The sequence below is a fragment of the Erwinia tasmaniensis Et1/99 genome (assembly GCF_000026185.1).
Classification (GTDB): domain Bacteria; phylum Pseudomonadota; class Gammaproteobacteria; order Enterobacterales; family Enterobacteriaceae; genus Erwinia; species Erwinia tasmaniensis.
Map to the genome: position 1 here is coordinate 114879 of NC_010694.1, position 21574 is coordinate 136452.

General features: G+C 55.6%; 21 protein-coding genes. 7 read left to right on the top strand and 14 right to left on the bottom strand.

All coding sequences use genetic code 11. The features are described from left to right. Nucleotides 1-99 precede the first annotated feature (99 nt). Nucleotides 100-1089 carry a sulfate ABC transporter substrate-binding protein gene (locus ETA_RS01480; protein ID WP_012439871.1) on the top strand — a complete coding sequence of 330 codons (990 nt, stop codon included), beginning with the start codon at nucleotides 100-102 and terminating at the stop codon, nucleotides 1087-1089. A 187-nt stretch (nucleotides 1090-1276) separates the two neighbouring features. Next, nucleotides 1277-2032 carry a CDP-diacylglycerol diphosphatase gene (locus ETA_RS01485; RefSeq protein ID WP_042959229.1) on the top strand — a complete coding sequence of 252 codons (756 nt, stop codon included), beginning with the start codon at nucleotides 1277-1279 and terminating at the stop codon, nucleotides 2030-2032. Between the two features lie 71 nt (nucleotides 2033-2103). On the opposite strand, the gene yhjD is transcribed toward ETA_RS01485, so the two are convergent. The 3 genes from yhjD to ETA_RS01500 form a co-directional block, all read right to left on the bottom strand. Next, a complete protein-coding gene (yhjD, locus tag ETA_RS01490; RefSeq protein WP_012439873.1) occupies nucleotides 2104-3108 on the bottom strand; it encodes an inner membrane protein YhjD in 1005 nt (334 codons plus the stop codon). Between the two features lie 173 nt (nucleotides 3109-3281). Next, complete coding sequence (locus tag ETA_RS01495; RefSeq protein ID WP_012439874.1) at nucleotides 3282-4133, bottom strand: PhzF family phenazine biosynthesis protein; 852 nt, start codon at nucleotides 4131-4133, stop codon at nucleotides 3282-3284. A gap of 99 nt (nucleotides 4134-4232) precedes the next feature. Continuing rightward, entirely contained in the window at nucleotides 4233-5693 is a 1461-nt protein-coding gene (locus tag ETA_RS01500; protein ID WP_012439875.1) for an aminotransferase-like domain-containing protein, read from the bottom strand. Nucleotides 5694-5824: 131 nt separating this feature from the next. On the opposite strand from ETA_RS01500, the gene ETA_RS01505 reads away from it, so the two are divergent. Further along, the gene (locus ETA_RS01505; protein WP_012439876.1) at nucleotides 5825-6406 is read left to right on the top strand and encodes a LysE family translocator; all 582 of its coding nucleotides are present in this window, start codon (nucleotides 5825-5827) and stop codon (nucleotides 6404-6406) included. A gap of 60 nt (nucleotides 6407-6466) precedes the next feature. Here ETA_RS01505 and mqo read toward each other — a convergent pair whose 3' ends face one another. The 3 genes from mqo to ETA_RS01520 all read right to left on the bottom strand — a co-directional run bounded on the left by mqo (nucleotide 6467) and on the right by ETA_RS01520 (nucleotide 9896). Continuing rightward, nucleotides 6467-8065, bottom strand: a complete 1599-nt coding sequence (gene mqo / locus ETA_RS01510) for a malate dehydrogenase (quinone) (RefSeq protein ID WP_012439877.1) — start codon at nucleotides 8063-8065, stop codon at nucleotides 6467-6469. Nucleotides 8066-8416: 351 nt separating this feature from the next. Then, on the bottom strand, nucleotides 8417-9184 hold the full coding sequence (gene tpiA, locus ETA_RS01515; protein ID WP_012439878.1) for a triose-phosphate isomerase: 768 nt from the start codon (nucleotides 9182-9184) through the stop codon (nucleotides 8417-8419). Between the two features lie 118 nt (nucleotides 9185-9302). Then, nucleotides 9303-9896 carry a DUF1454 family protein gene (locus tag ETA_RS01520; protein ID WP_012439879.1) on the bottom strand — a complete coding sequence of 198 codons (594 nt, stop codon included), beginning with the start codon at nucleotides 9894-9896 and terminating at the stop codon, nucleotides 9303-9305. An 89-nt stretch (nucleotides 9897-9985) separates the two neighbouring features. Here ETA_RS01520 and ETA_RS01525 point away from each other — a divergent pair, with 89 nt between their 5' ends. Next, the gene (locus ETA_RS01525) at nucleotides 9986-10429 is read left to right on the top strand and encodes a DUF805 domain-containing protein (RefSeq protein WP_012439880.1); all 444 of its coding nucleotides are present in this window, start codon (nucleotides 9986-9988) and stop codon (nucleotides 10427-10429) included. Here ETA_RS01525 and fpr read toward each other — a convergent pair. Continuing rightward, entirely contained in the window at nucleotides 10420-11166 is a 747-nt protein-coding gene (fpr, locus tag ETA_RS01530; RefSeq protein WP_012439881.1) for a ferredoxin--NADP(+) reductase, read from the bottom strand. The genes ETA_RS01525 and fpr overlap by 10 nt on opposite strands. A gap of 310 nt (nucleotides 11167-11476) precedes the next feature. Between fpr and emrD the strand changes: the two genes are divergently transcribed. Then, entirely contained in the window at nucleotides 11477-12655 is a 1179-nt protein-coding gene (emrD, locus tag ETA_RS01535) for a multidrug efflux MFS transporter EmrD (protein WP_012439883.1), read from the top strand. 47 nt (nucleotides 12656-12702) lie between these two features. Here the strand turns inward: emrD and glpX are convergent, their stop codons facing one another. Continuing rightward, nucleotides 12703-13713, bottom strand: a complete 1011-nt coding sequence (gene glpX, locus ETA_RS01540) for a class II fructose-bisphosphatase (RefSeq protein ID WP_012439884.1) — start codon at nucleotides 13711-13713, stop codon at nucleotides 12703-12705. Nucleotides 13714-13851: 138 nt separating this feature from the next. Between glpX and ETA_RS01545 the strand changes: the two genes are divergently transcribed. After that, the gene (locus tag ETA_RS01545) at nucleotides 13852-14844 is read left to right on the top strand and encodes an arsenic resistance protein (RefSeq protein WP_012439885.1); all 993 of its coding nucleotides are present in this window, start codon (nucleotides 13852-13854) and stop codon (nucleotides 14842-14844) included. A 55-nt stretch (nucleotides 14845-14899) separates the two neighbouring features. On the opposite strand, the gene glpK is transcribed toward ETA_RS01545, so the two are convergent. Both glpK and ETA_RS01555 read right to left on the bottom strand, forming a co-directional pair. Beyond that, complete coding sequence (gene glpK, locus ETA_RS01550; RefSeq protein WP_012439886.1) at nucleotides 14900-16414, bottom strand: glycerol kinase GlpK; 1515 nt, start codon at nucleotides 16412-16414, stop codon at nucleotides 14900-14902. 42 nt (nucleotides 16415-16456) lie between these two features. Beyond that, the gene (locus ETA_RS01555; protein WP_042958529.1) at nucleotides 16457-17290 is read right to left on the bottom strand and encodes an MIP/aquaporin family protein; all 834 of its coding nucleotides are present in this window, start codon (nucleotides 17288-17290) and stop codon (nucleotides 16457-16459) included. 445 nt (nucleotides 17291-17735) lie between these two features. Here ETA_RS01555 and zapB point away from each other — a divergent pair, with 445 nt between their 5' ends. Then, nucleotides 17736-17975: a cell division protein ZapB gene (gene zapB, locus ETA_RS01560; RefSeq protein WP_012439888.1), complete on the top strand. Its 240-nt coding sequence runs from the start codon at nucleotides 17736-17738 to the stop codon at nucleotides 17973-17975. A gap of 75 nt (nucleotides 17976-18050) precedes the next feature. On the opposite strand, the gene rraA is transcribed toward zapB, so the two are convergent. From rraA to ftsN, 4 genes are all read right to left on the bottom strand, one after another. Continuing rightward, complete coding sequence (rraA, locus tag ETA_RS01565) at nucleotides 18051-18536, bottom strand: ribonuclease E activity regulator RraA (protein WP_012439889.1); 486 nt, start codon at nucleotides 18534-18536, stop codon at nucleotides 18051-18053. A gap of 183 nt (nucleotides 18537-18719) precedes the next feature. Further along, nucleotides 18720-20051 (bottom strand): HslU--HslV peptidase ATPase subunit, encoded by a 1332-nt coding sequence (gene hslU, locus ETA_RS01570; protein WP_012439890.1) that lies wholly within the window; start codon nucleotides 20049-20051, stop codon nucleotides 18720-18722. A 12-nt stretch (nucleotides 20052-20063) separates the two neighbouring features. After that, entirely contained in the window at nucleotides 20064-20594 is a 531-nt protein-coding gene (gene hslV / locus ETA_RS01575; RefSeq protein ID WP_012439891.1) for an ATP-dependent protease subunit HslV, read from the bottom strand. Between the two features lie 90 nt (nucleotides 20595-20684). Continuing rightward, nucleotides 20685-21566: a cell division protein FtsN gene (gene ftsN / locus ETA_RS01580; protein WP_012439892.1), complete on the bottom strand. Its 882-nt coding sequence runs from the start codon at nucleotides 21564-21566 to the stop codon at nucleotides 20685-20687. Nucleotides 21567-21574 lie beyond the last annotated feature (8 nt).

Genomic DNA, 21574 nt, shown 5'->3' on the forward strand with positions numbered 1-21574 from the left:
TTATTCCATATGGTTATGACAACTAATTTTTAATTCTTTAATACGTGAAACACTCTGTGTCACGCTCCGTAACAGATAAACCCTTTGGGAGTGCGTACAATGAATAAGTGGAGTGTGGGAGTTACCCTGTTACTGGCCTCAACCAGCGTACTGGCGAAGGACATTCAGCTACTCAATGTCTCATACGATCCAACCCGTGAGCTGTATGAACAGTATAACAAGGCGTTTAGCGCGCACTATAAGCAGGAAACCGGTGACAATGTGATCGTCCGTCAGTCCCATGGCGGCTCCGGTAAGCAGGCAACGTCGGTGATCAACGGCATCAAAGCCGATGTGGTGACCCTGGCGCTGGCGTCAGACGTGGATGCTATTGCCGAACGTGGGCGTATAGATAAAAACTGGATTAAACGCCTGCCCGATAACTCCGCACCTTATACCTCCACTATTGTTTTCCTGGTACGTAAAGACAATCCGAAGCAGATCCACGACTGGCCGGATTTAATCAAGCCTGGCGTGTCGGTCATTACGCCGAATCCCAAAACGTCCGGCGGAGCACGCTGGAACTATCTGGCAGCCTGGGGATGGGCACTGGATCAGAATCACGGCGATCGGGTCAAAGCGCAAGAGTACGTCAAGGCGCTGTTTAAGAATGTTGAAGTTCAGGACTCCGGCGCGCGTGGCGCAACCAATACCTTTGTTGAACGCGGTATAGGCGATGTGCTGATCGCGTGGGAAAATGAAGCCTATCTGGCGGTGAATAAGCTGGGAAAAGACCAGTTTGAAATTGTGACACCGAGTGAATCGATCCTGGCAGAGCCGACCGTTTCCGTGGTCGACAGAGTGGTCGATGAGCGCGGAACACGTAAAGTGGCCGATGAGTATCTCAAGTACCTTTATTCAACCGAAGGGCAGGAAATTGCTGCACAAAACTTCTATCGCCCGCGTGATGCGGCCGTGACCAAAAAGTATGCCAACACCTTTCAGCCGATAAAGCTGTTTACCATTGATGGCAAATTCGGTGGATGGACACAGGCACAAAAAACCCACTTCGCAGAAGGGGGAACGTACGATCAGGTGATGAAGCGTTAATTCGTTCTTTCATTACTCATAAAAAGAGCTGACAACCGTCGGCTCTTTTTTTTTAATGATATTTGCTTTAAGCGGATATCATGGCCATATTATTTCCAGTAATCGCGCTAAAGCTAAGTTGTTCTCCATGGCTTTCTGCCTTGCTTAAAGTATTTTATAAACAACTATCAGCCAGAGGTTTTGCATGATGCAGGAGCGAAAACGGGTCATTGCCATTCTGATAGTTTTCGTTGGGCTGTTGACAATATTTTCCACCAGTATCGTTCTGGTTTTTAACAGTAAATCAGAAAAACTTTGGCAGATTGTCAGTCAGCAATGTCTTCCCGGCCAGCAGCTAAAGAGTGACCCACAGCCCTGCCGTCAGGTCAATATTGCCAACGGCTACGTGGTCATGAAAGATCGAAACGGCCCGCTGCAATTCTTGTTGATTCCGGTTGCCAAAATTACCGGAATTGAGACTCAAAAATTACTGAATCCCGCCACACCAAATTTTTTCGCCGAAGCCTGGCGAGCTCGTCACTTTATGGAGGAGAAATGGGGAAAACGGATTGACGACGGTATCTACTCACTGGCCGTTAATTCACGCTGGGGCCGTACCCAAAACCAGCTTCATATTCATATCTCCTGCCTGCGCCCCGATATTCGTCAGCGGCTGGATGCGCTAAGCTCAACCCTCGATACAACATGGCAAACTCATCGGCTCGGAGAGCATGATTACCAGCTGCGCGTGGTGACGCGTGACGAGTTTAAACGTACCAGCCCGTTTATTCGTCTGGCGCATGAGCTGCCCGGCGCACGCGATCACATGGGACATTATGGCCTTGCCGTGGCGGCATTGGGCGATGGTAAGCGGGTGCTGATGGTGGTGAAACGTAATGTCCTGTTGCTGAACCTGGCTTCTGCCGAGGAGTTGCAGGACCACAGTTGCGCCCTGTTAAAATAAGGTGCGGGGAGGGGGCTGCTGGCGCGCTTGCCGTAGGTCGATCCCCGTTCCGGGATCGACCCGCTGGCCTGTCAGTTTTGCTCCGTGTCCTCCGGATCGTCCTTGTATTGTGCCGTGGCGATCCAGGCGGCACAAAACAGGATTAGCCGCGCAAAGAAGTAGAAAAATGCCATCAGCCCCAGTACTGAACCAAATGCCGCCCCGGAAGGGGACGAAGCCAGCTTAGGCAGCGTCAGAGTCATAATAAATTTGATCGCCTCAAATCCGATTGCCGCCAGCAGTGTGCCGCGGAACAGCGCTTTCTTACGCGGCTTGTGACGTGGCAGTATCCAGAAAATCCACAAAAACAGCAGGTAGTTGGCGAAAATTGAGATCGACAGGGCGATCGTCGTCATGGCCGGACGCAGCCACTCAATGTTCTCCAGACCCAGCGCACGCACGATGCTTGCCTGTGCCGCCCCGGCAATTGAGGTCAGCGAAAGGGTGACAATTAACGCCAGCAGCAGGCCAATAAGCGAAATGAAGTCACGCGTGTATTTAAACCAGACTTTTTCCTGATCCTGTGGGGTACGCTCCCAGACATCACGCGACTGGGCACGAATGGCCTCGCGCAGGTTTCCCATCCAGCTGATCCCGGAATACAGGGCGACCAGCAGCCCCGTCAGCCCAACGGTTGTACGCTGCTGAATGGCGGTATTCACCGTATTTTTCAGCGTAGACGCCAGTGACGGATCGCTGATATTACTGACGATCTTATTGATCAATTCGGTCAGAAGATCCTGATTTGATGCCAGCACGAAGCCAACGGCGGCAAATGAAACCATCAGGATGGGGATCAGTGAAAGAAATGAGAAATAGGTAATCGCTGCGCCAAACTGGCTGCCCAGGCGGTCGTTGAAGCGTTCTCCCGCCCGTAAAAAGTGCGCCACCGGCGGAATAGCCTGGAACCAGCTAACCAGCCGTGAGACGCGAGTGATAGATTTGTCGATGGTATGATTGCCGGTTTTAATCGCAATCAGCGGCTTTTCCGCAGGCCGCTCGCCGTTTTGGGTGTCATATTGTTGATTATCCGTCATGAATCCTTCTTTATTCCTTCTGATAAACCGTCTGCCGACAATTATAGCCTGCCGGGCAGGTAACGGATCGTTTCAGAGCCTGGCGGTACGCATCTTTGGGGTATTTATTCAAAGCCGGACGCTGCCGAAACGGCCATGATGCGCGGCGGGCCAGGCGATGGCCCGTCCTTTATTTATGCCTGGAGAGTGCCGTCGATCACCGTCACCGTCTGCCCGCCAATCCAGATACCGTCACTGGCATAGCCAACGCTAAGACGACCCGCGCGCCCTATCGCCGTACCCTGGTGTACCTGATAATCCAGCTCCACCCCACGCGCCTGGAAGTAACGTGCCAGGCAGGCGTTGGCGCTGCCGGTCACCGGGTCCTCGGTCAGCGCGCCCTGTTCAATCAACAGCGCCCGCACTTCGTACTGCTCACTGGCTCCTTGCAGCGGCGCGAACATCATCACGCCCCCCACCCGTGCTTTTTGTACCAGGCGAGTAAACTCTACCGCATCGGGTTTCACCGCCAAAACGGCCTCCGCAGAGCGCATCGGCACCAGCAGCCAGCGAATACCCATATCAGCGATCATCACCGGAAGCTGTTCTTCCAGCTGCCCGCTGTTAAGCGCGCTGCTAATCGGCGCATCGTTGAACACCGTCAGAATCGCCTCCGGTGCGGCAAAGGCCAGCGCACCGTTCGCGCCGATTTTAACTGTTACCAGGCCCAGCGGGCACTGCTGCACGATCTGGCCAGGCTGTTTAAGCGTATGACCGGCTTCCAGTAGCGCGTGGGCGGTACCAAGCGTTGGATGGCCCGCGAAGGGAAGTTCCAAATCTTTAGTGAAAATACGCACCCGGTAGTCGGCAGCGTTATCGGTTGGCGGCAGCACGAAAGTGGTTTCCGAAAGATTCGTCCAGCTGGCGATAGCCTGCATCTGCGCATCGCTCAGGCCACTGGCATCCATAATGACTGCCAGCGGGTTACCGTTACAGGGGGTGGAGGTAAAAACGTCCACCTGTTTGAAAGGGCGTAGTTGCGTCATGGCTGTACCTGTCAGGGGTTAAGGAAAGGGGGGTTATCAGTATCGATACCTGGTAATAGTACATAGTGGCTAAAAAAGAGATGGAATTAAGCTGGAACATTAATTTACCCCGGCGGCGATACCGCTTATCTCGCAGGCCAGTGCGCCGGTGCGTTTCAGCGCCCAGGTATAGCGTTCATCGAACGGATAGCAGCAGGAGAGTCGTAGCGCATGATTACAGCGATCGCCCAGCGTGTACAGCGCACCCGGCGTAAGACAGATTTTCTCCTGTAACAGCCGATGGAATAACTCAACGCAGTTGATCTCACCCGGTAACTCGACCCAGAAAACAAAGCCCCCGCTTGGGCGTGTCGCACGCGTGCCCTGGGGAAAGTGGCGGGCGATGATCCCTCGGGCCTCTTCGAGCTGGGCGGCGTAACGACGGCGCAATGTGCGCAGATGATGATCGTAGCCTCCTGACTCGAGGAAATGGCCCAGCGTTTCCGACAGAAGGCGCGATTCGGCCAGTGAAGAAACGGCTTTCAGACGCGCAAGCTGCTGGCTGAAGCGCCCGGCGGCAATCCAGCCGATATGGAAATCCGGGGCAACGGTTTTCGTGAAGCTGGCGCAATACAGAACCCAGCCTCCCTGGTCAAAAGCTTTAACCGCTGGCGTCAGCGGCCAGCAGAACTGGAGTTCGGCATATAAACCATCTTCCAATAATGGCACCTGATAGTGATTCACCAGCCGTGCCAGCCGCTTTTTCCCTTCCAGCGTCATGGTGCTGCCCAGCGGGTTCTGCGCGTTCGGCATCGCAATCAGCGCCTGCAGTCGCTTTTCCTGTAACAGCAGCTCCAGCGCATCCAGCGAAAGGCCGGTTTGTGGATCGGTAGGGATCTCAACCACCTTGAGGCCGAGGCTGGAAAGCAGCGGGAAAAGATAAAAATAGGTGGGTGTCTCAATGCCAACGCAGTCGCCGGGTTTCGTCACCGCCCGCAATCCAAGCTGAAGCGCTTCCATACAGCCGTGCGTCAGAGTGACATCATCGGCACCGATAGTCATACCAAGCTCCATAGAGCGGCGTGCAATTTCACGCCGCAGGCGCGGGCTGCCCGGCGGCAGGGCGTAGCGGCCAATCAGTTCAGGCTCGCGGCGCAGCAACGAGGCCATAATACGGCCGATTTTCGCCGTGGGGAAAAACTCTCCGCTCTGGGGGCAGGCAAGGGAGATATTGGTGTATTCATGATGATTCTGGGCAGCAAATACCGTGTCTATCAGATCCAGCTTCTCACTGCCCGGTGAGCGTACGCTGGCACGCTGCAGGGCCGGACGCGTGAGCTGTGGCAGCGCATCGCGCACGTAGTAGCCGGACTGCGGACGGGCCTCAATCAGTCCGCGATCCTCCAGGATGCGGTAGGCGGTGAGAACCGTGTTAATACTGACCTGGTGCATACTGGCACAGCGGCGGATTGCAGGAAGACGGCTACCGGGCATCAATGTACCCTGATGAATGGCCCCTGCGAGGGTTTCTGCCAGCTGGTGGTATAGCGTCATCTGCGGTTCTGTGATGGACACAGTCATCTCCTGAAAGAATGGATACAGTCGTTATTTTTTATGTTTGTACCCATTACAATATATATTTTCTGAATCTGTTACCATTACATTTGAACCATTAAACTGACGTTCTGATTTGGCTTACAGGACTCTCATTTATGCTCGATCCCTCTTTTATTAGTTATATCACCGTGATGTCGATAACCCCTGGGCCAAACAATTTGATGCTGGCCACGTCCGGGGTCAATTTTGGCATACGCCGTACCCTGCCGATGGTAAGCGGTATCGTGATAGGCTGTGGATTACAGATAGCGCTGGCGGGGGTCATGCTTGACGTCTTACTACAGTGGATGGGCGCGGTACGCCTGCCGCTGACGCTGCTTGGTTGCAGCTACCTGCTGTGGTTATCATGGAAAATATTCCGTTCGGACGCGCCCGAACTGCGCGAAAAAGCGCGCCCGATGAGCCTTATCGGCGGTGCCCTGTTCCAGGCGGTAAACCCCAAAGCCTGGCTGATGGCAATCAACGTAGCGTTAATTTATGCCACGAATAGCAATATTCTGACGGTGATGCTGGGCTTTATGCTGCTGAATCTGCCGTGCATTCTGCTGTGGGCATTGATGGGCGACAGAATGGGAAGGCATTTACAGGTGGCATGGAAGCTGCGGCTGTTTAACAGCCTGATGGCGCTGTCACTGTTGATGACCACATTATGGATGTTGATAGAAGCGCTGGCGTAAAGCCGGACGGCGCATCAGTCAGGATAAGGGCAACCCTTGTGCGGCCGCCCTTATTACGATTTATTTGCCGATAACCGAATGGGTTGGTATCGCCGGTTCATCGTTTGCAGCCGGGTCCATGGGTGAGTAGTCCAGTTGCAGGATGCGGCTGGTTTCAGCCAGCTCCTTCTCGGTGGCGGCAACATTACCGTTTAGCTTCTGTCCGTAGAACGGAATAATCGCCTTCAGTTTGCTCTGCCACTTCGGCGAGGCCATCTGCTGTTTAAACACCTTGCTCATCAGTTCCAGCATGATGGGGGCGGCGGTAGAAGCGCCGGGCGAGGCACCGAGCAGTGCCGATATCGTGCCATCCTGTGAGGTAACCACTTCGGTTCCCAACTTCAGCACGCCGCCCTTGTTGGCATCCTTTTGGATGATCTGCACGCGCTGGCCGGCTTTTACTCTGCGCCAGTCGTGCTTCTGCGCCTGTGGGAAATATTCGCGCAATGCGCTGATGCGGTCGTCTTCGCTTAGTATCACCTGTCCGACCAGATATTTCACCAGGTCAAAGTTATCAAGCCCGACGCGCAGCATCGGCATCAGATTCGACGGGGTAATCGAACTGAACATATCCCACAGGGAGCCCTGTTTCAGGAACTTGGTAGAGAAGGTGGCGAAGGGACCAAACAGCAACACCTGTTTGCCATCCAGCACTCTGGAGTCCAGATGAGGAACCGACATCGGCGGCGCGCCGACGGAGGCTTTACCATAAACCTTGGAACGGTGGTGTTTCACCAGCTCCGGGTTGTCGGTGACAAGGAACTCGCCGCCCACCGGGAATCCCGCGTAGTTTTTTGCCTCGGGTATATCCGACTCTTGCAACAGCGTCAGGGCGGCCCCGCCGGCCCCGATAAAGACGTATTTTGCCCTGATGACCGTTTTTTCGTCGTTATTTTTCAGGTCGGATACGGTCACGCTCCAGCCGCCGTCGGTATTGCGTTTTATACTACGCACTTCGTGGCTGGTCTGATGTTCAAACTTTTCGCTTTTCTGCAGCGAGGCCACCAGCTGCCGGGTGATTTCCCCGAAGTTGACGTCCGTTCCGGTTGGAATACGGGTTGCCGCCACCTTCTGCGCGCGGTCACGACCTTCCATCACCAGCGGCACCCATTCGCTAATCTGGTGCGCATCTTCGGAGAATTCCATCCCACGGAACAGCGTGCTCTGCTGTAGCGCGGTAAACCGTTTTTTCAGGAAATTAACGTTGGCCTCGCCCCAGACGAAGCTCATATGCGACACGCTGGTGATAAAGCTTTTCGGGTTGCTCATCACGTTGCGCTGCACCTGATGTGCCCAGAAACGACGTGAAACCTGGAATGCTTCGTTAATCTCTATCGCTTTTTTGATGCTGACAGAGCCGTCCGCATTTTCTGGGGTGTAGTTCAGCTCCATCAGGGCTGAGTGGCCAGTTCCGGCATTATTCCAGCCGTTCGAGCTCTCTTCTGCCACACCGTCCAGGCGTTCTACCATGCTGATGCGCCATTCCGGCTCCAGCTCTTGCAGATAAGTACCGAGTGTGGCGCTCATGACGCCACCCCCGATAAGCAATACATCGACGTGCTTGTCTACTGCCGTTTTGCGCATGAGACAACATCTCCGTGTGTTGAGTAAAATCAACATGTTAACTTAAGAAATAGCGCTGGGGCGTCAGTAACCGCTGTGACTGCCTCGCTCTTTCTGGATTGCGGACAGTGAAAAACCATATGAATTAAGGGGGGTTGATCGCTGTGCGAATGCTTTAGAAATATACCATTGTTACGGGGAAATTAAAAAATTGTTTAAAGATTAAAAGTAAGAATGATAACCAGCATAAAATTAGGAACATTTATAAGAATTGTTGCATGAGCCGTATCGGGCGAGTTCTCCGGCAGGATGACGAACGTGAATTATTTGAACGGGCGGGCGTGGGGGGGCAAACGGGGGGACCAGGGTTTGGCCGGTTCCTGCCCCGTATGGGGCAGGAGGATCGCATCAGGCTTTTTTCGCCGCTGCCGCCGCTTTAACGATCGCAGCGAAAGCATCTGCCTTCAGGGATGCGCCGCCCACCAGGGCGCCGTCGATATCAGGCTGGGCAAACAGCTCTGCCGCGTTTTTATCGTTTACTGAGCCACCGTACTGAATGATGACCTGTGCGGCTACCGTCGCATCTTTCTTGGCAATGTGGTCGCGGATGAATTTGTGTACCGCCTGAGCCTGAGCCGGGGTTGCTGATTTGCCGGTGCCGATTGCCCATACGGGTTCGTAAGCGATAACCACACCCTTGAAAGCGTCAGCGCCCTGGGTATTCAGTACCGCATCGATCTGGCGTGCGCAAACTTCTTCGGTTTTACCCGCTTCGTTTTCCGCTTCGGTTTCACCGATGCACAGCACCGGGATCAGGCCCGTCTGCTTCAGCACGGCAAATTTCTTCGCGATAGCGTCGTCGCTTTCTGCATGCCAGGTACGGCGTTCGGAATGGCCAATAATGATGTACTGCGCGCCGATATCTTTCAGCATGTCGGCAGAGACTTCACCGGTGAACGCGCCGGACAGATTAACGTCAACGTTCTGTGCACCCAGAGCGACAGGGCTGCCGGAAATGGCGTGTTTCGCCTGCTCCAGGTACATGACGGGCGGGGCAATCGCCACACCACAGCCATCAACGCCGCTCAACTCGGTACGCAGACCGGCGATCAGCTCGTTGACCATCTGTTTGTTGCCGTTCAGTTTCCAGTTACCCATAACTAATGGATGTCGCATTATATCCTCCAGGCTTAGAGAGTGTTAAAGCTGCCAGCCGGCAGCATTGTCTGCCGGACAGTATAGAGATTAAACATCGGAAAGGCTTTGCTTTTTGTCATCCTTTGCACCTGCTATTTCAAGGCGTTGCCAGCGCTAGCTTCACCGGCTCCACCGCGAACGTCAGCCCTTTCTCGCCACTATCCGCCACTATATAGCGCAGCGCGCCATCCGTTTTCTGATAAAAACGCGAACCTTTGCCCTCTGCCAGCAGGGTATTGACCCGCTGAAGACTCTTGTCCGCGCTGAGCATCGGCTCGAAAAAGCGGACAAAGGCCGCCATATAAGCCAGGGCCTTTTCGCGCGAGACTTTCTGCTCCGGGCCGGGTATCGGTAGCCAGGTAAGCTGTAATGTTTTGATTTTTCCCGTACCGTGCTCCAGCGCGGTTGAGGAGTAAAGATTTTCATTGATCTTACTGGCCGCACGCGTCAGATTGCTCTTGTCATTCCGGCTGTCAATAGCACGATATTCAATCAGCGGTAATGCTGCGTTGGCTGCATTATACTTCTCGCGAAACTGGGCAATGGTCATATCGAAGGTGGGTGCCCCTGCCTGCAGGTACGGCACTGCCGATATGGCTTCCGCCCGGCTTGCCGGATCGACGGCGGCATGTGTTGGCGAGGTCGTTACGGCGGTAATCAGTGCCATCCATGCCCAAATCGCTTTTTTCATTTTGTCGGCCTTATCTGTCTGTTCAGCTCAAGATTAAAACGGACAATGGTCGTCCAAGTCAAAGGCACCCGAACTCTGAGATAAAAATAATGACCTTACAGCATTGGTGTTTCTCTTTTCGCGGCCGTCTGGGGCGACGCGACTTCTGGATTTGGCAGCTTTGCTGGCTGCTGATGTTGCTGCTGCTGTTTACGCTGGCGGGCAATGGGCTACTCGATACACAAACCGCGGCCTTCTGCGTCGTGGCTTTGCTGTGGCCGGCCAGTGCGGTGCTGGTGAAACGTCTGCACGATCGTAATAAAGGCGGTCAGTGGGCGCTGCTGATGGTGGTCGCCTGGATGCTGATGGCGGGAAACTGGTCGATGCTGCCTAACGAAGCGCAGTGGCTGGTGGGGCGTTTCATTCCTACCCTGATTATGGTCGGCATGGGGATAGAGCTGGGCGGGTTAGCCGGTACGGCCAGCGACAACCGCTTTGGTAAACCGGCGCAGCCGGTGGTGTTCCTGCGCCGGAGAATGGCTGATTACCAGTAGTGCTCGCTGGTCATATGGCCCGGTTTGCGTTTGAGATGCTTACGCATGCCGCGGCTCTCTTTCAGCAACTGTTGCGTATCTCGTACCATCTGCGGGTTGCCGCACAGCATCACATGACTGTTTTCGGCATCCATCTTCAGCCCGGTAACGGCCTCTAACCGCCCGTTTTCAATCAGCGCGGGAACTCTGCCGGTCAGTGAGCCGGCAGTCTCCTCACGACTGACAACGGTGTGGATCTGTAGCTGCCCGCCGTAACGCTGCTGTAGCCGTTCCATCATGGGCAGATAGCTCAGGTCACGCGCGTAGCGCGCCGCATGAACCAGCACGATATTTTTAAAACGCGCCAGGCCTTTTCCTTCCTGGAGGATCGACAGATAGGGGCCGATGGCGGTGCCGGTTGCCAGCATCCACAGCGTTTCGCACGGCGGGACCTCATCGATGACAAAGAATCCCTGGGCGTCTGCGGTGATCATCACCTCATCGCCGGGCTGTAGCCCATGTAGTCTGGGGCTCAGCTTGCCCTGCGGCACGGTGACCAGGTAGAACTCCAGGTCAGCATTGCCCGGTGCATTAACATAGGAGTAAGCGCGCACCACGCGTTCGCCCTCTATTTCCAGCGCCAGTTTGGCGTATTGTCCGGCGGTAAACGGGTCGATGGGGGCGGTTACCGTCAGGCTGAACAGACTGTCTGTCCAGTCGGAGACCTTTTTTACGCGAGCATTAACCCACACGGCCATAAAACACTCCTTAAATTCTCTTGCGGCATGATTGGCATTTCTGCGGATATCTTCACCAGGCATGAGGATTTTTTCCAGCCGGTGACCAGAGCGAAAGCTCATATCGACAAAGTATGCGCACGAATGACGACAGGCGTAAAAAAAAACTTACAGTTGCGCCTTTTTTTAGTGACAGCAGGATCCCTGCTATTTGCGCTATCCCACTCGCTTTGTCTGACAATCCTGATATTTTCTCCGCCATAACGCCGGGATTTCTGGCGGATCCTGCTGGCTGAGCGATTTTTTTCGCTAATTATACTGATGTGAGTCGATGAAAAAGATTGAAAACGGATATCTGCTGGTGATGCTGATTGCTTTACTGGCGGTGGGACAGATGGCGCAGACCATCTACGTTCCGGCAATGCCGACCATTGCTGCGGCGTTTAATGTGGGTGACGGGATGGTGCAGCGTGTGATGGCGGCCTACCTGATGACCTACGGCGCATCGCAGCTGTTTTACGGCCCGCTGTCAGACAGCATCGGCCGTCGTCCGGTGATCCTGCTGGGGATGGCCGTATTTATTGCAGGCTCCGTGACCGCGCTGCTGGCGGACAGCCTGAATGGGCTGGTGCTGGCGGCGGCTATTCAGGGAATGGGCACCGGCGTGGCAGGCGTGATGGCGCGTACCATGCCACGCGATCTCTATTCCGGCAGCGCCCTGCGCCATGCCAACAGCCTGCTGAATATGGGGATTTTAATCAGCCCGCTGGTTGCGCCTGCGATCGGTGCCGGCCTGACGTATCTGTTTGGCTGGCAGGCCTGTTTTGCCTTCTTACTGCTGCTGTGCCTTGCGGTATCGGCGGCCATGCTGCGCTGGCTGCCGGAAACCCGTCCAGCGTGCCAGCCGCAGCGGGCCTTTTTCTCGCGCTATCGACCGCTGCTGGCCGATGGGAATTTTATCCGCTATCTGGTGATCCTGATCGGTGCGCTGGCCGGGATTGCGGTGTTTGAGGCCAGCTGTGGCGTACTGATGGGCGGCGTGCTGGGAATGAGCAGCCTGGCCATCAGCCTGCTGTTTATTCTGCCCCTGCCCGCCGCGTTCTTCGGGGCCTGGTTTGCCGGGCGCAGTAATAAATCCTTTGCCAGCGTAATGTGGTACGCGGTAAACAGCTGCCTGTTGGCCGGCGTGATGATGTGGATCCCCGGCTGGCTGGGAATAATGAACCTGTGGACGCTGATTGTGCCCGCATCGCTGTTCTTTTTTGGTGCCGGAATGCTGTTTCCACTGGCGACCACCGGAGCAATGGAGCCGTGGCCGTATATGGCGGGCACCGCCGGGGCGCTGGTGGGTGGATTACAGAACCTGGGGTCTGGCCTTATCGCGTGGCTGTCTGCCCTGCTGCCGCAGGATGGTCAGTTCAGCCTTGGTATGCTGATGTTTGCCACCGCGCTGCTGATCCTGCTGTGCTGGCTGCCTCTGTCTAAAGGGCCGGAGCCGCATACGGCTTAAGCGCCAGCGGCCGGGCTGCCTTTATGCCCGGCCCGCCAGCGGGTGGATTACAAAATATAGGGATGCAGGCTCTCGTCTTTCAGATCGAGATAATGAGTCGAATGGATACGGCGAATGGTGCGCGATTTGCCGCGGATCAGCAGCGTTTCGCTGGTCGCCATATTGCCCTTGCGCGTGATGCCTTTTAGCAGGTCGCCGCTGGTGATACCGGTGGCGGAGAAAATCACGTTATCGTTGCGCGCCATTTGCTCCAGAGTCAGAACCTGGCCGGCCTCAATGCCCATTTCACGGCAGCGAGCCTGTTCCTGCTCGCCCAGACGCCGATTTTCAGCGCTATCGCCCTTCACCTCGTGCCGTGCCAGCAGGCGGCCCTGCATATCGCCATCCAGCGCGCGGATCGCCGCAGCGGAGATCACCCCCTCCGGCGCACCGCCGATGCCATACATCACATCGACCTCGCTGTCCGGCATACAGGTGAGGATTGAGGCCGCCACATCGCCATCCGGGAAGGTAAACACGCGAACGCCGAGCTGTTGCAGGCGGGCAATCACCTCATCATGACGCGGCTTTGCCAGCAGCGTGATCGTCAGTTCGCTCAGCGGTTTGTTCATGGCGCGCGCCACACGTTGCAGGTTTTCTTCCAGCGGCAGGTTCAGGTCAATCGTGCCTTTCGCTGCGGGGCCGACCACCAGCTTTTCCATATACATATCCGGCGCGTGCAGGAACGTGCCCTTGTCGCCAACGGCCATTACCGTGAGTGCGTTGGCCTGACCCAGGGCGGTCATGCGCGTGCCTTCAATCGGATCGACGGCAATATCCACCGCATCACCGCTGCCGGTACCGACCTTTTCACCGATATACAGCATCGGCGCTTCATCAATTTCCCCTTCGCCAATGACGATTTGTCCGTCGATATCCACCTTATTGAGCATAATACGCATTGCGTGTACCGCCGCGCCGTCCGCCGCATTCTTATCGCCACGGCCCAGCCACTGATAGCCGGCCAGCGCGGCTGCCTCGGTGACGCGGGAAAATTCAATCGCCAGTTCTCGTTTCATGATATGCCTCGGGAAAGTCATCAGTCGGGCAGTTTATCATCGTTACGGCTTTATTCATCCAGGCCCTGACGTTGCATATTTCCTGCGTTCTGGGTGAAACTGGCGGGTAACGCACGCCGGGTAACAAAAGGATAATCAATGTCTGCGTCTGCCGCTCACTTAGCCACTCGTATCAGAAACGGACTTGAACACCATCAGGTCGTGATTTATTTCAGCGCGGTGGCGATCGCAGGTTTAACCGCCTTTGCTCTGCCCGCAACATCCGCTCTGGCCTCTGCCATTAATCCGGCATTAGCATTGATGCTGTTTGTGACTTTTCTACAGGTGCCGGTGGCCGGGCTTGGCAAGGCGTTAACTCGGTTACGTTTTCTGTTACCTCTGCTGGTGGCTAATTTTCTGTTTATTCCGGCCCTGGTCGCCATCCTGATACCGTTTTTACCACAAAATACGCTGTTGCTGCTTGGTGTGCTGCTGGTCCTTCTGACGCCCTGTATCGACTACGTTGTGACGTTTTCCCAGCTTGGGCGCGGTGATTTCCGTCTGCTGCTGGCCTCCACGCCGATATTACTGATCGCGCAGATGCTGCTGCTGCCGCTCTACCTGCATGTTTTCCTCGGGGAGCAGGCTGCCGGGCTGGTGCAGCCCAAACCGTTTATTGATGCTTTTCTCTGGCTGATTGTGGCTCCGCTGTGCCTTGCCGCACTGACGCAGCTGTGGAGCAGGGGCAGCAGGCTGGGCAGCTCAGTCTCTGAAGGGCTTGGCCTGCTCCCCGTGCCGGCGACCGCGCTGGTGCTATTTATCGTGGTGGCGGCCATGCTGCCCCGGCTGGGAGGGGTCTGGCCACTGGCCCTGCAGGCCGTACCTGTCTACGTTGCTTTTGCCGTTCTTGCCCCGCTGGCCGGATGGATAGCCGCCAGAATGTTTCGCCTTGAGCCTGCTGCGGGCAGGGCGGTGGCTTTTAGCGCCGCAACCCGTAACTCTCTGGTGGTGTTGCCGCTGGCGCTTTCCGTGCCGGGCGCCATCCCCGTACTGCCGGCCATTATCGTGACGCAGACTCTGGTTGAGTTGTTAAGTGAGCTGATTTACATCCGCCTGATCCCTAAGCTGGGTCAGGCGCGGCAAAATCAGTAGCTGAACGGGGGCAGGGAGAAGGTTGCCCGTGGTGCGCGACCACGGGCGGATGGAGTTACCTGTCGTCTGCCTCTTCCCACGCCTGGGCGCGGCTAACGGCTTTTTTCCAGCCGGAGTACAGTACGTTACGCTGGGTGGTTTCAATGCCGGGGCGGAATTCGCGTTCGGTGACCGACTTGGCGCGAACTTCATCGAGATCTTTCCAGAAGCCAACGGCCAGGCCTGCCAGATAGGCCGCTCCCAGCGCGGTCACTTCCCGCACCTCAGGGCGCTCCACGCGCGTACCGAGAATATCGGACTGGAACTGCATCAGGAAGTTATTGGCCACGGCACCACCGTCCACGCGCAGCGATTGCAGGCGGGTGTTAGCATCGTTCTGCATCGCTTCCAGTACATCACGGGTTTGGTAGGCGATCGACTCCAGCGTGGCGCGGATAATATGGTTAGCGTTGGCCCCTCGCGTCAGGCCGAAGATGGCACCGCGCGCATACGGGTCCCAGTACGGCGCGCCTAAACCGGTGAAGGCGGGCACCATATACACGCCGTTGGTGTCTTTCACTTTCGTCGCGAAATATTCGGAGTCCGTGGCGTCACTGATGAGCTTCATCTCGTCACGCAGCCACTGAATCGACGCACCGCCGATAAACACCGCCCCTTCCAGCGCGTAGTTTACTTCCCCACGCGGGCCGCAGGCGATGGTGGTCAGCAGGCCATGGGTGGAGGTGACGGCCTCAGTGCCGGTATTCATCAGCATAAAGCAGCCCGTGCCGTAGGTGTTTTTCGCCATACCCGGCTGAACGCACAGCTGGCCGTACAGCGCCGCCTGCTGGTCACCGGCAATGCCCGCGATAGGAATGCGCGTGCCGCCCTTACCGCCAATATTGGTCTGACCATACACCTCAGAAGACGACTTCACTTCAGGCAGCATCTCACGCGGGATATCCAGGATCTCCAGCATGCGCGCATCCCATTCCAGCTGATGAATGTTGAACATCATGGTGCGCGAAGCGTTGGTGTAATCGGTAATGTGAACCCGTCCTTGCGTCATCTTCCACACCAGCCAGCTGTCGACGGTGCCAAACAGCAGCTCGCCACGCCGCGCGCGTTCACGGGAACCTTCCACATGGTCAAGGATCCACTTCACCTTGGTGCCGGAGAAATAAGGGTTAATCACCAGGCCAGTGGTGTGGCGGATATACTCTTCCAGCCCTTCTTTTTTCAGCTTTGCGCAGTAATCGGCCGTGCGCGGGTCCTGCCAGACAATGGCGTTATAGATGGGTTTACCGGTCTGTTTCTCCCAGACAATCGTCGTTTCGCGCTGATTGGTGATACCAATCGCGGCAATTTCGTCGGAGTTGATATCCGCATGCGCCAGCACTTCCACCAGGGTGGAGCTTTGCGAAGCCCAGATGTCCATAGGATCATGTTCCACCCAGCCCGCTTTCGGGTAGATTTGCTGAAACTCACGCTGCGACACCGCGACAATATTGGCATCATGATCGAGGATAACGGCCCGGGAACTGGTGGTTCCCTGATCGAGGGCGACGATGTATTTTTTTTCGACGTTCATAGTCTCTTCCTGATGAGGTAAGCGTTAAGCAGGATGACGCTTTTATTGTTTAGCGCGTGACGCGGATTCTTGGTGTTTTTCCACCGCCTTACCGGGCAGGTTGCTGGCAATCAGAGCGCGATAGCCAAAGGCTCCGAGGCTGGCGCCGAACAGTGGGCCGAAAATCGGCACGAGGAAATAGGGAATATCGCGCGCACCGGTGAAGGCAACGTTACCCCAACCCGCGGCCCAGGCGAACAGCTTGGGTCCGAAATCTCGTGCCGGGTTAAGGGCAAAACCGGTCAGTGGGCCCATCGATGCACCGATGGTGGCAATCAGCAAACCAATCAGCAGAGGGGCTATCGGGCCGCGCGGCAGGCCGTTGCCGTCATCGGTCAGCGCCATGATCAGCGCCATCATAATCGCGGTAATGACTAATTCAACCAGAAACGCCTGGCCCACGCCGATATGCGGATTAGGGTAGGTTGAGAAGACGCCAGCAAGATCGAGACTTGCCGCGCTGCCGCGTACCATTTGATGCGTCTGTTCGTAGTCGAGGAACAGATTATGATACAGGGCATAAACCAGCGCAGCGGAGCAAAAGGCCCCCGCGATCTGCGCGATAGCAAAAGGGATCACCTTACGGCCATCAAAGTTGGCAAACAGCCACATGGCTACGCTGACGGCGGGATTAAGGTGTCCACCAGAAATGCCCGCGGTGAGATACACCGCCATTGCCACGGCAAGACCCCAGATAATACTGATTTCCCACTGCCCGAAGCTGGCTCCCGCCACTTTCATGGCGGCGACACAGCCAGCGCCAAAGAAGATGATGGTGGCCGTACCAAGAAACTCCGCGATGCACTGCCCCTTTAATATACTCGTTGCGTTACTCATCATGTCATTCCTGTCGGCGAGGTTAAGGATTGTTGTTTTTTTGTCTACAGCCCTGAAACACTCGGATCTTATTGTAGGGTGAATGTGAATTTATCGTTAACGAGCATTAACGAGAAATAGCGAAATCGAAAAATGTGTTCCGCGTCATGAAAATGAGCGTTTTCGCGTCTTTTGGCGTTTCGGAAATGTCGCGGCGCGTGTTGGGTTGTTTATAAATCACGCATTTTTTTTACCCTCTCCAGTTAACCGAAGGCGGAGAGAGAAACCTGCACCAGGCGTAGACCGAAAATTATTACAGACTGCGCTCGCTGTGGGGTTAGCTGCTGGACTTGCGCTGCCGCTCTACTTACAATCGAGGCATCGTTGTTATCCGCGGAATGCCGGTTCATTCCTCACCCCTGCGGCTAGCATCATCAATGCCCTGCGATTAGGAGAGGTTAGAGAAATGTCATTTGAAGTGTTTGAGAAACTGGAAGCGAAAGTACAGCAGGCGATTGATACCATCACGCTGTTGCAGATGGAAATCGAAGAGCTAAAAGAACAAAACGGCAGTCTGAACCATCAGGTTCAGCAGGCGTCCGGCAACAGCGAAGCGCTGGTGCGTGAGAATCAGCAGCTGAAGGAAGAGCAGCACGTCTGGCAAGAACGCCTGCGGGCACTGCTGGGAAAAATGGAAGAGGTCTGATGCTTCTCCCTCGTTAAAACAGAGAGCGAAAGCTGAGAACGGGTGCCGAGGCACCCGTTTTACCCTGCGCCCGGCTTATTCGATATCGAGCGGATCTTCAGACAGGATCATGCCGGTATTGTCGGCATAAAGGTGATCGCCAGAGAAGAAGGTGACGCCGCCGAAATTGACCCGGATATCGCTTTCACCAATGCCCTCGCCGGCAGCACCGACTGGGATGGCGGCAATGGCCTGAATACCAATATCCAGCTCTTCCAGGTCATCTACCTGACGCACCGCGCCATAAACCACAATTCCTTCCCACTCATTTTGCAGCGCCAGCCTTGCCAGAGCCGCATCGACCAGCGCGCGCCGCATCGAACCACCGCCATCAACCAGCAGAATGCGGCCACGACCGTTTTCCTCCAGCAAATCAAACAGCAGACCGTTGTCTTCGAAACATTTGACCGTAATGATTTGCCCGCCAAACGAGGTGCGACCACCAAAGTTTGAGAAAAGCGGTTCAACGACGTTCACTTCTTCGTGATAGATGTCGCAAAGTTCTGACGTATCATATTTCATAAGGTTTTCGTCTGTTTGCCAGAGGGAGACTGAGTATATCGCTTAACGATGGCTGTTGGCAAAATCATCAGTTGTGAATCGGTGACGCGACAGCGTAAAGGCGTCATGCGACGGATGGCAGGGGCGCAATAAGGCGGGTAAAAAGAAAAAACCCGGCGGGGTGACGCCGGGTAGAGATAAGGATTACAGAATGAAGCGGCTAAGGTCTTCGTCGGCGACCAGTTCATCCAGATGTTTACTGACATACTCGGCATCGATGGTGATCGACTGACCGTTAAGGTCGCTGGCATCATAGGAGATCTCCTCCATCAGACGCTCAAGCACGGTATGCAGGCGGCGGGCACCGATGTTCTCTGCGGTCTCATTCACCTGCCAGGCGGCGGCGGCAATTTTGCTGATCCCGTCCGGCGTAAAGGTGATATTTACCCCTTCGGTATTCATCAGCGCCTTGTACTGAACGGTTATAGAGGCGCTTGGCTCCGTCAGGATCCGCTCGAAGTCATTGGTGGTCAGCGCCTGTAGCTCGACGCGAATAGGCAGACGACCCTGTAGCTCCGGGATAAGATCTGACGGGCTGGCAACCTGGAAAGCGCCGGAAGCAATAAACAAAATATGGTCAGTTTTTACCATGCCGTGTTTAGTCGATACGGTACAGCCTTCCACCAGCGGCAGCAGATCGCGCTGAACCCCTTCGCGTGAAACGTCCGGACCGGATGATTCGCCGCGCTTGCAGACTTTATCGATCTCATCGATAAACACGATGCCGTGTTGTTCGACCGCGTCGATAGCTTCCTGCTTCAGCTCTTCCTGGTTAACCAGCTTGGCCGCTTCCTCTTCCACCAGCAGCTTCATGGCTTCTTTGATTTTCAGCTTGCGTGGTTTCTGCTTCTGCCCGCCGATGTTCTGGAACATTGACTGCAGCTGGCTGGTCATCTCTTCCATACCCGGAGGTGCCATGATTTCCACCCCGCCGGAAATGGCGGCCAGGTCGATCTCGATTTCTTTATCATCCAGCTGCCCTTCACGCAGTTTTTTGCGGAACGACTGGCGCGCGGAGGAAGGTTCCGCCGGGGTTTCGTTTTGTCCCCAGTTGTTTTTAGCCGGGGGGATCAGCACGTCAAGGATGCGCTCTTCGGCCATTTCTTCGGCGCGATTGCGGTTGCGATCAATCGCCTGGGAACGCACCATTTTGATCGCCGAATCGGTCAGATCGCGGATAATCGAATCCACTTCCTTACCCACATAGCCCACTTCAGTAAACTTGGTTGCTTCGACTTTAATGAAAGGCGCATTCGCCAGTTTGGCCAGACGACGGGCAATTTCAGTTTTACCCACGCCGGTTGGGCCGATCATCAGAATGTTTTTTGGCGTCACTTCATGACGCAGCTCTTCGTCCAGCTGCATACGGCGCCAGCGGTTGCGCAGGGCGATCGCCACCGCTCGCTTGGCGCCATCCTGGCCGATGATAAATCTGTTTAGTTCGCTGACAATCTCGCGCGGAGTCATAGCAGACATAAATTAGGATCCTTACGCTTTGGACGATAATTCTTCGATAGTGAGGTTATGGTTGGTATAGATGCAGATATCACCTGCAATACCCAGCGCTTTTTCCACAATGTCGCGCGCGCCGATGTCGGTGTTTTCCAGCAGCGCACGTGCTGCTGCCTGGGCGTATGGACCGCCTGAACCGATGGCTATCAGATCGTTCTCCGGCTGGATAACGTCACCGTTACCGGTGATGATCAGTGAGGCGTTTTCATCCGCCACGGCCAGCAGGGCTTCCAGCTTGCGCAGCATACGATCGGTACGCCAGTCTTTAGCCAGTTCCACCGCCGCTTTCACCAGGTGTCCTTGGTGCATTTCCAGTTTGCGTTCAAAAAGTTCAAACAGGGTAAATGCGTCCGCGGTGCCGCCAGCAAAACCGGCAATGACCTTGTCGTTGTAAAGACGACGCACTTTTTTAACGTTGCCTTTCATTACCGTATTGCCGAGGGTGGCCTGGCCATCACCGCCAATCACTACCTGGCCGTTACGTCGTACGCTTACTATTGTTGTCACGGGCAGACCCCTTGTTACAGTCAAAAAGACGGCCCCACACGTCAGTGTGGGGCGCTGATGTAACCAGATATGGGGTGGGTTTGAGGGGTTTCAACCCCCGGTTGCGACAGGAATACAATTTGAATGCCCGGAGCCATGCAGGCGTTTCAGAATAGAGTCAGCCGTACTGCGACCGTTATATGGGCCGATAACAACGCGATTCCAGCCGCCGCCGGTGGTGATGCGGCTTTCAAATCCTTCAAACGCCAGCTGGGCGCGGACGGACTCGGCCTGGTCAGTGCCTTTAAATGAACCACACTGTACAACCCAACGCTGGCTGGCCTGTTTTTCAGCTTCTTTGGGTTTGTTTTCAACTTTTTGCTGCGCGGAGGCTTCCGGCTTAGCCTGCCTTACAGGTTCGCGCGCTGGCTGGGTGCTGGTATGGGCAGGCACGGTAGGGGTACGCTGCGGCTGAGTCTGCGGCGGCGGAGTACGCGACTGCTGCTGTAGCTGGTTCTGCTGCTGACGCTGAATGGTCTGCTGGCGCTGCGCGGGGGTTTGCTCATTCCACGGCACTTCGTTGAGCTGGGTTGGCTGCTGGCGCATATCGGCCTGCATCTGATCCAACAGCTGGCGCTGCTCATCGGTGAGCTGCGCCTGAGAATGCGCTTCACCGCCTGACGTCGGTTCCGTCGGCGTTGGCACGCCAATCTGACGATTCTCCAGCTCTTTGATATAGCGCCAGCGCTCTTCGGGCTTGGGTGGCAGCCCGTTACCGATAGCTTTGTGATCGGGGATCGTCGGCGTTTCTTCTTTTTTATGATGTGCAATAAACCACAGGCCGCCGACAAAGGTCACCAGAACGGCAACCGCCAGTACGACCATGATTTTTGATACGCCCGATCCACCGCTGCGTTTTTTGCTGCGACTGTTGGTCTTGTTACGACGCGTCCCTGTCGCCCGCCCGCGGCTTACATAATCTTTTTGTGCCACTATCGTTC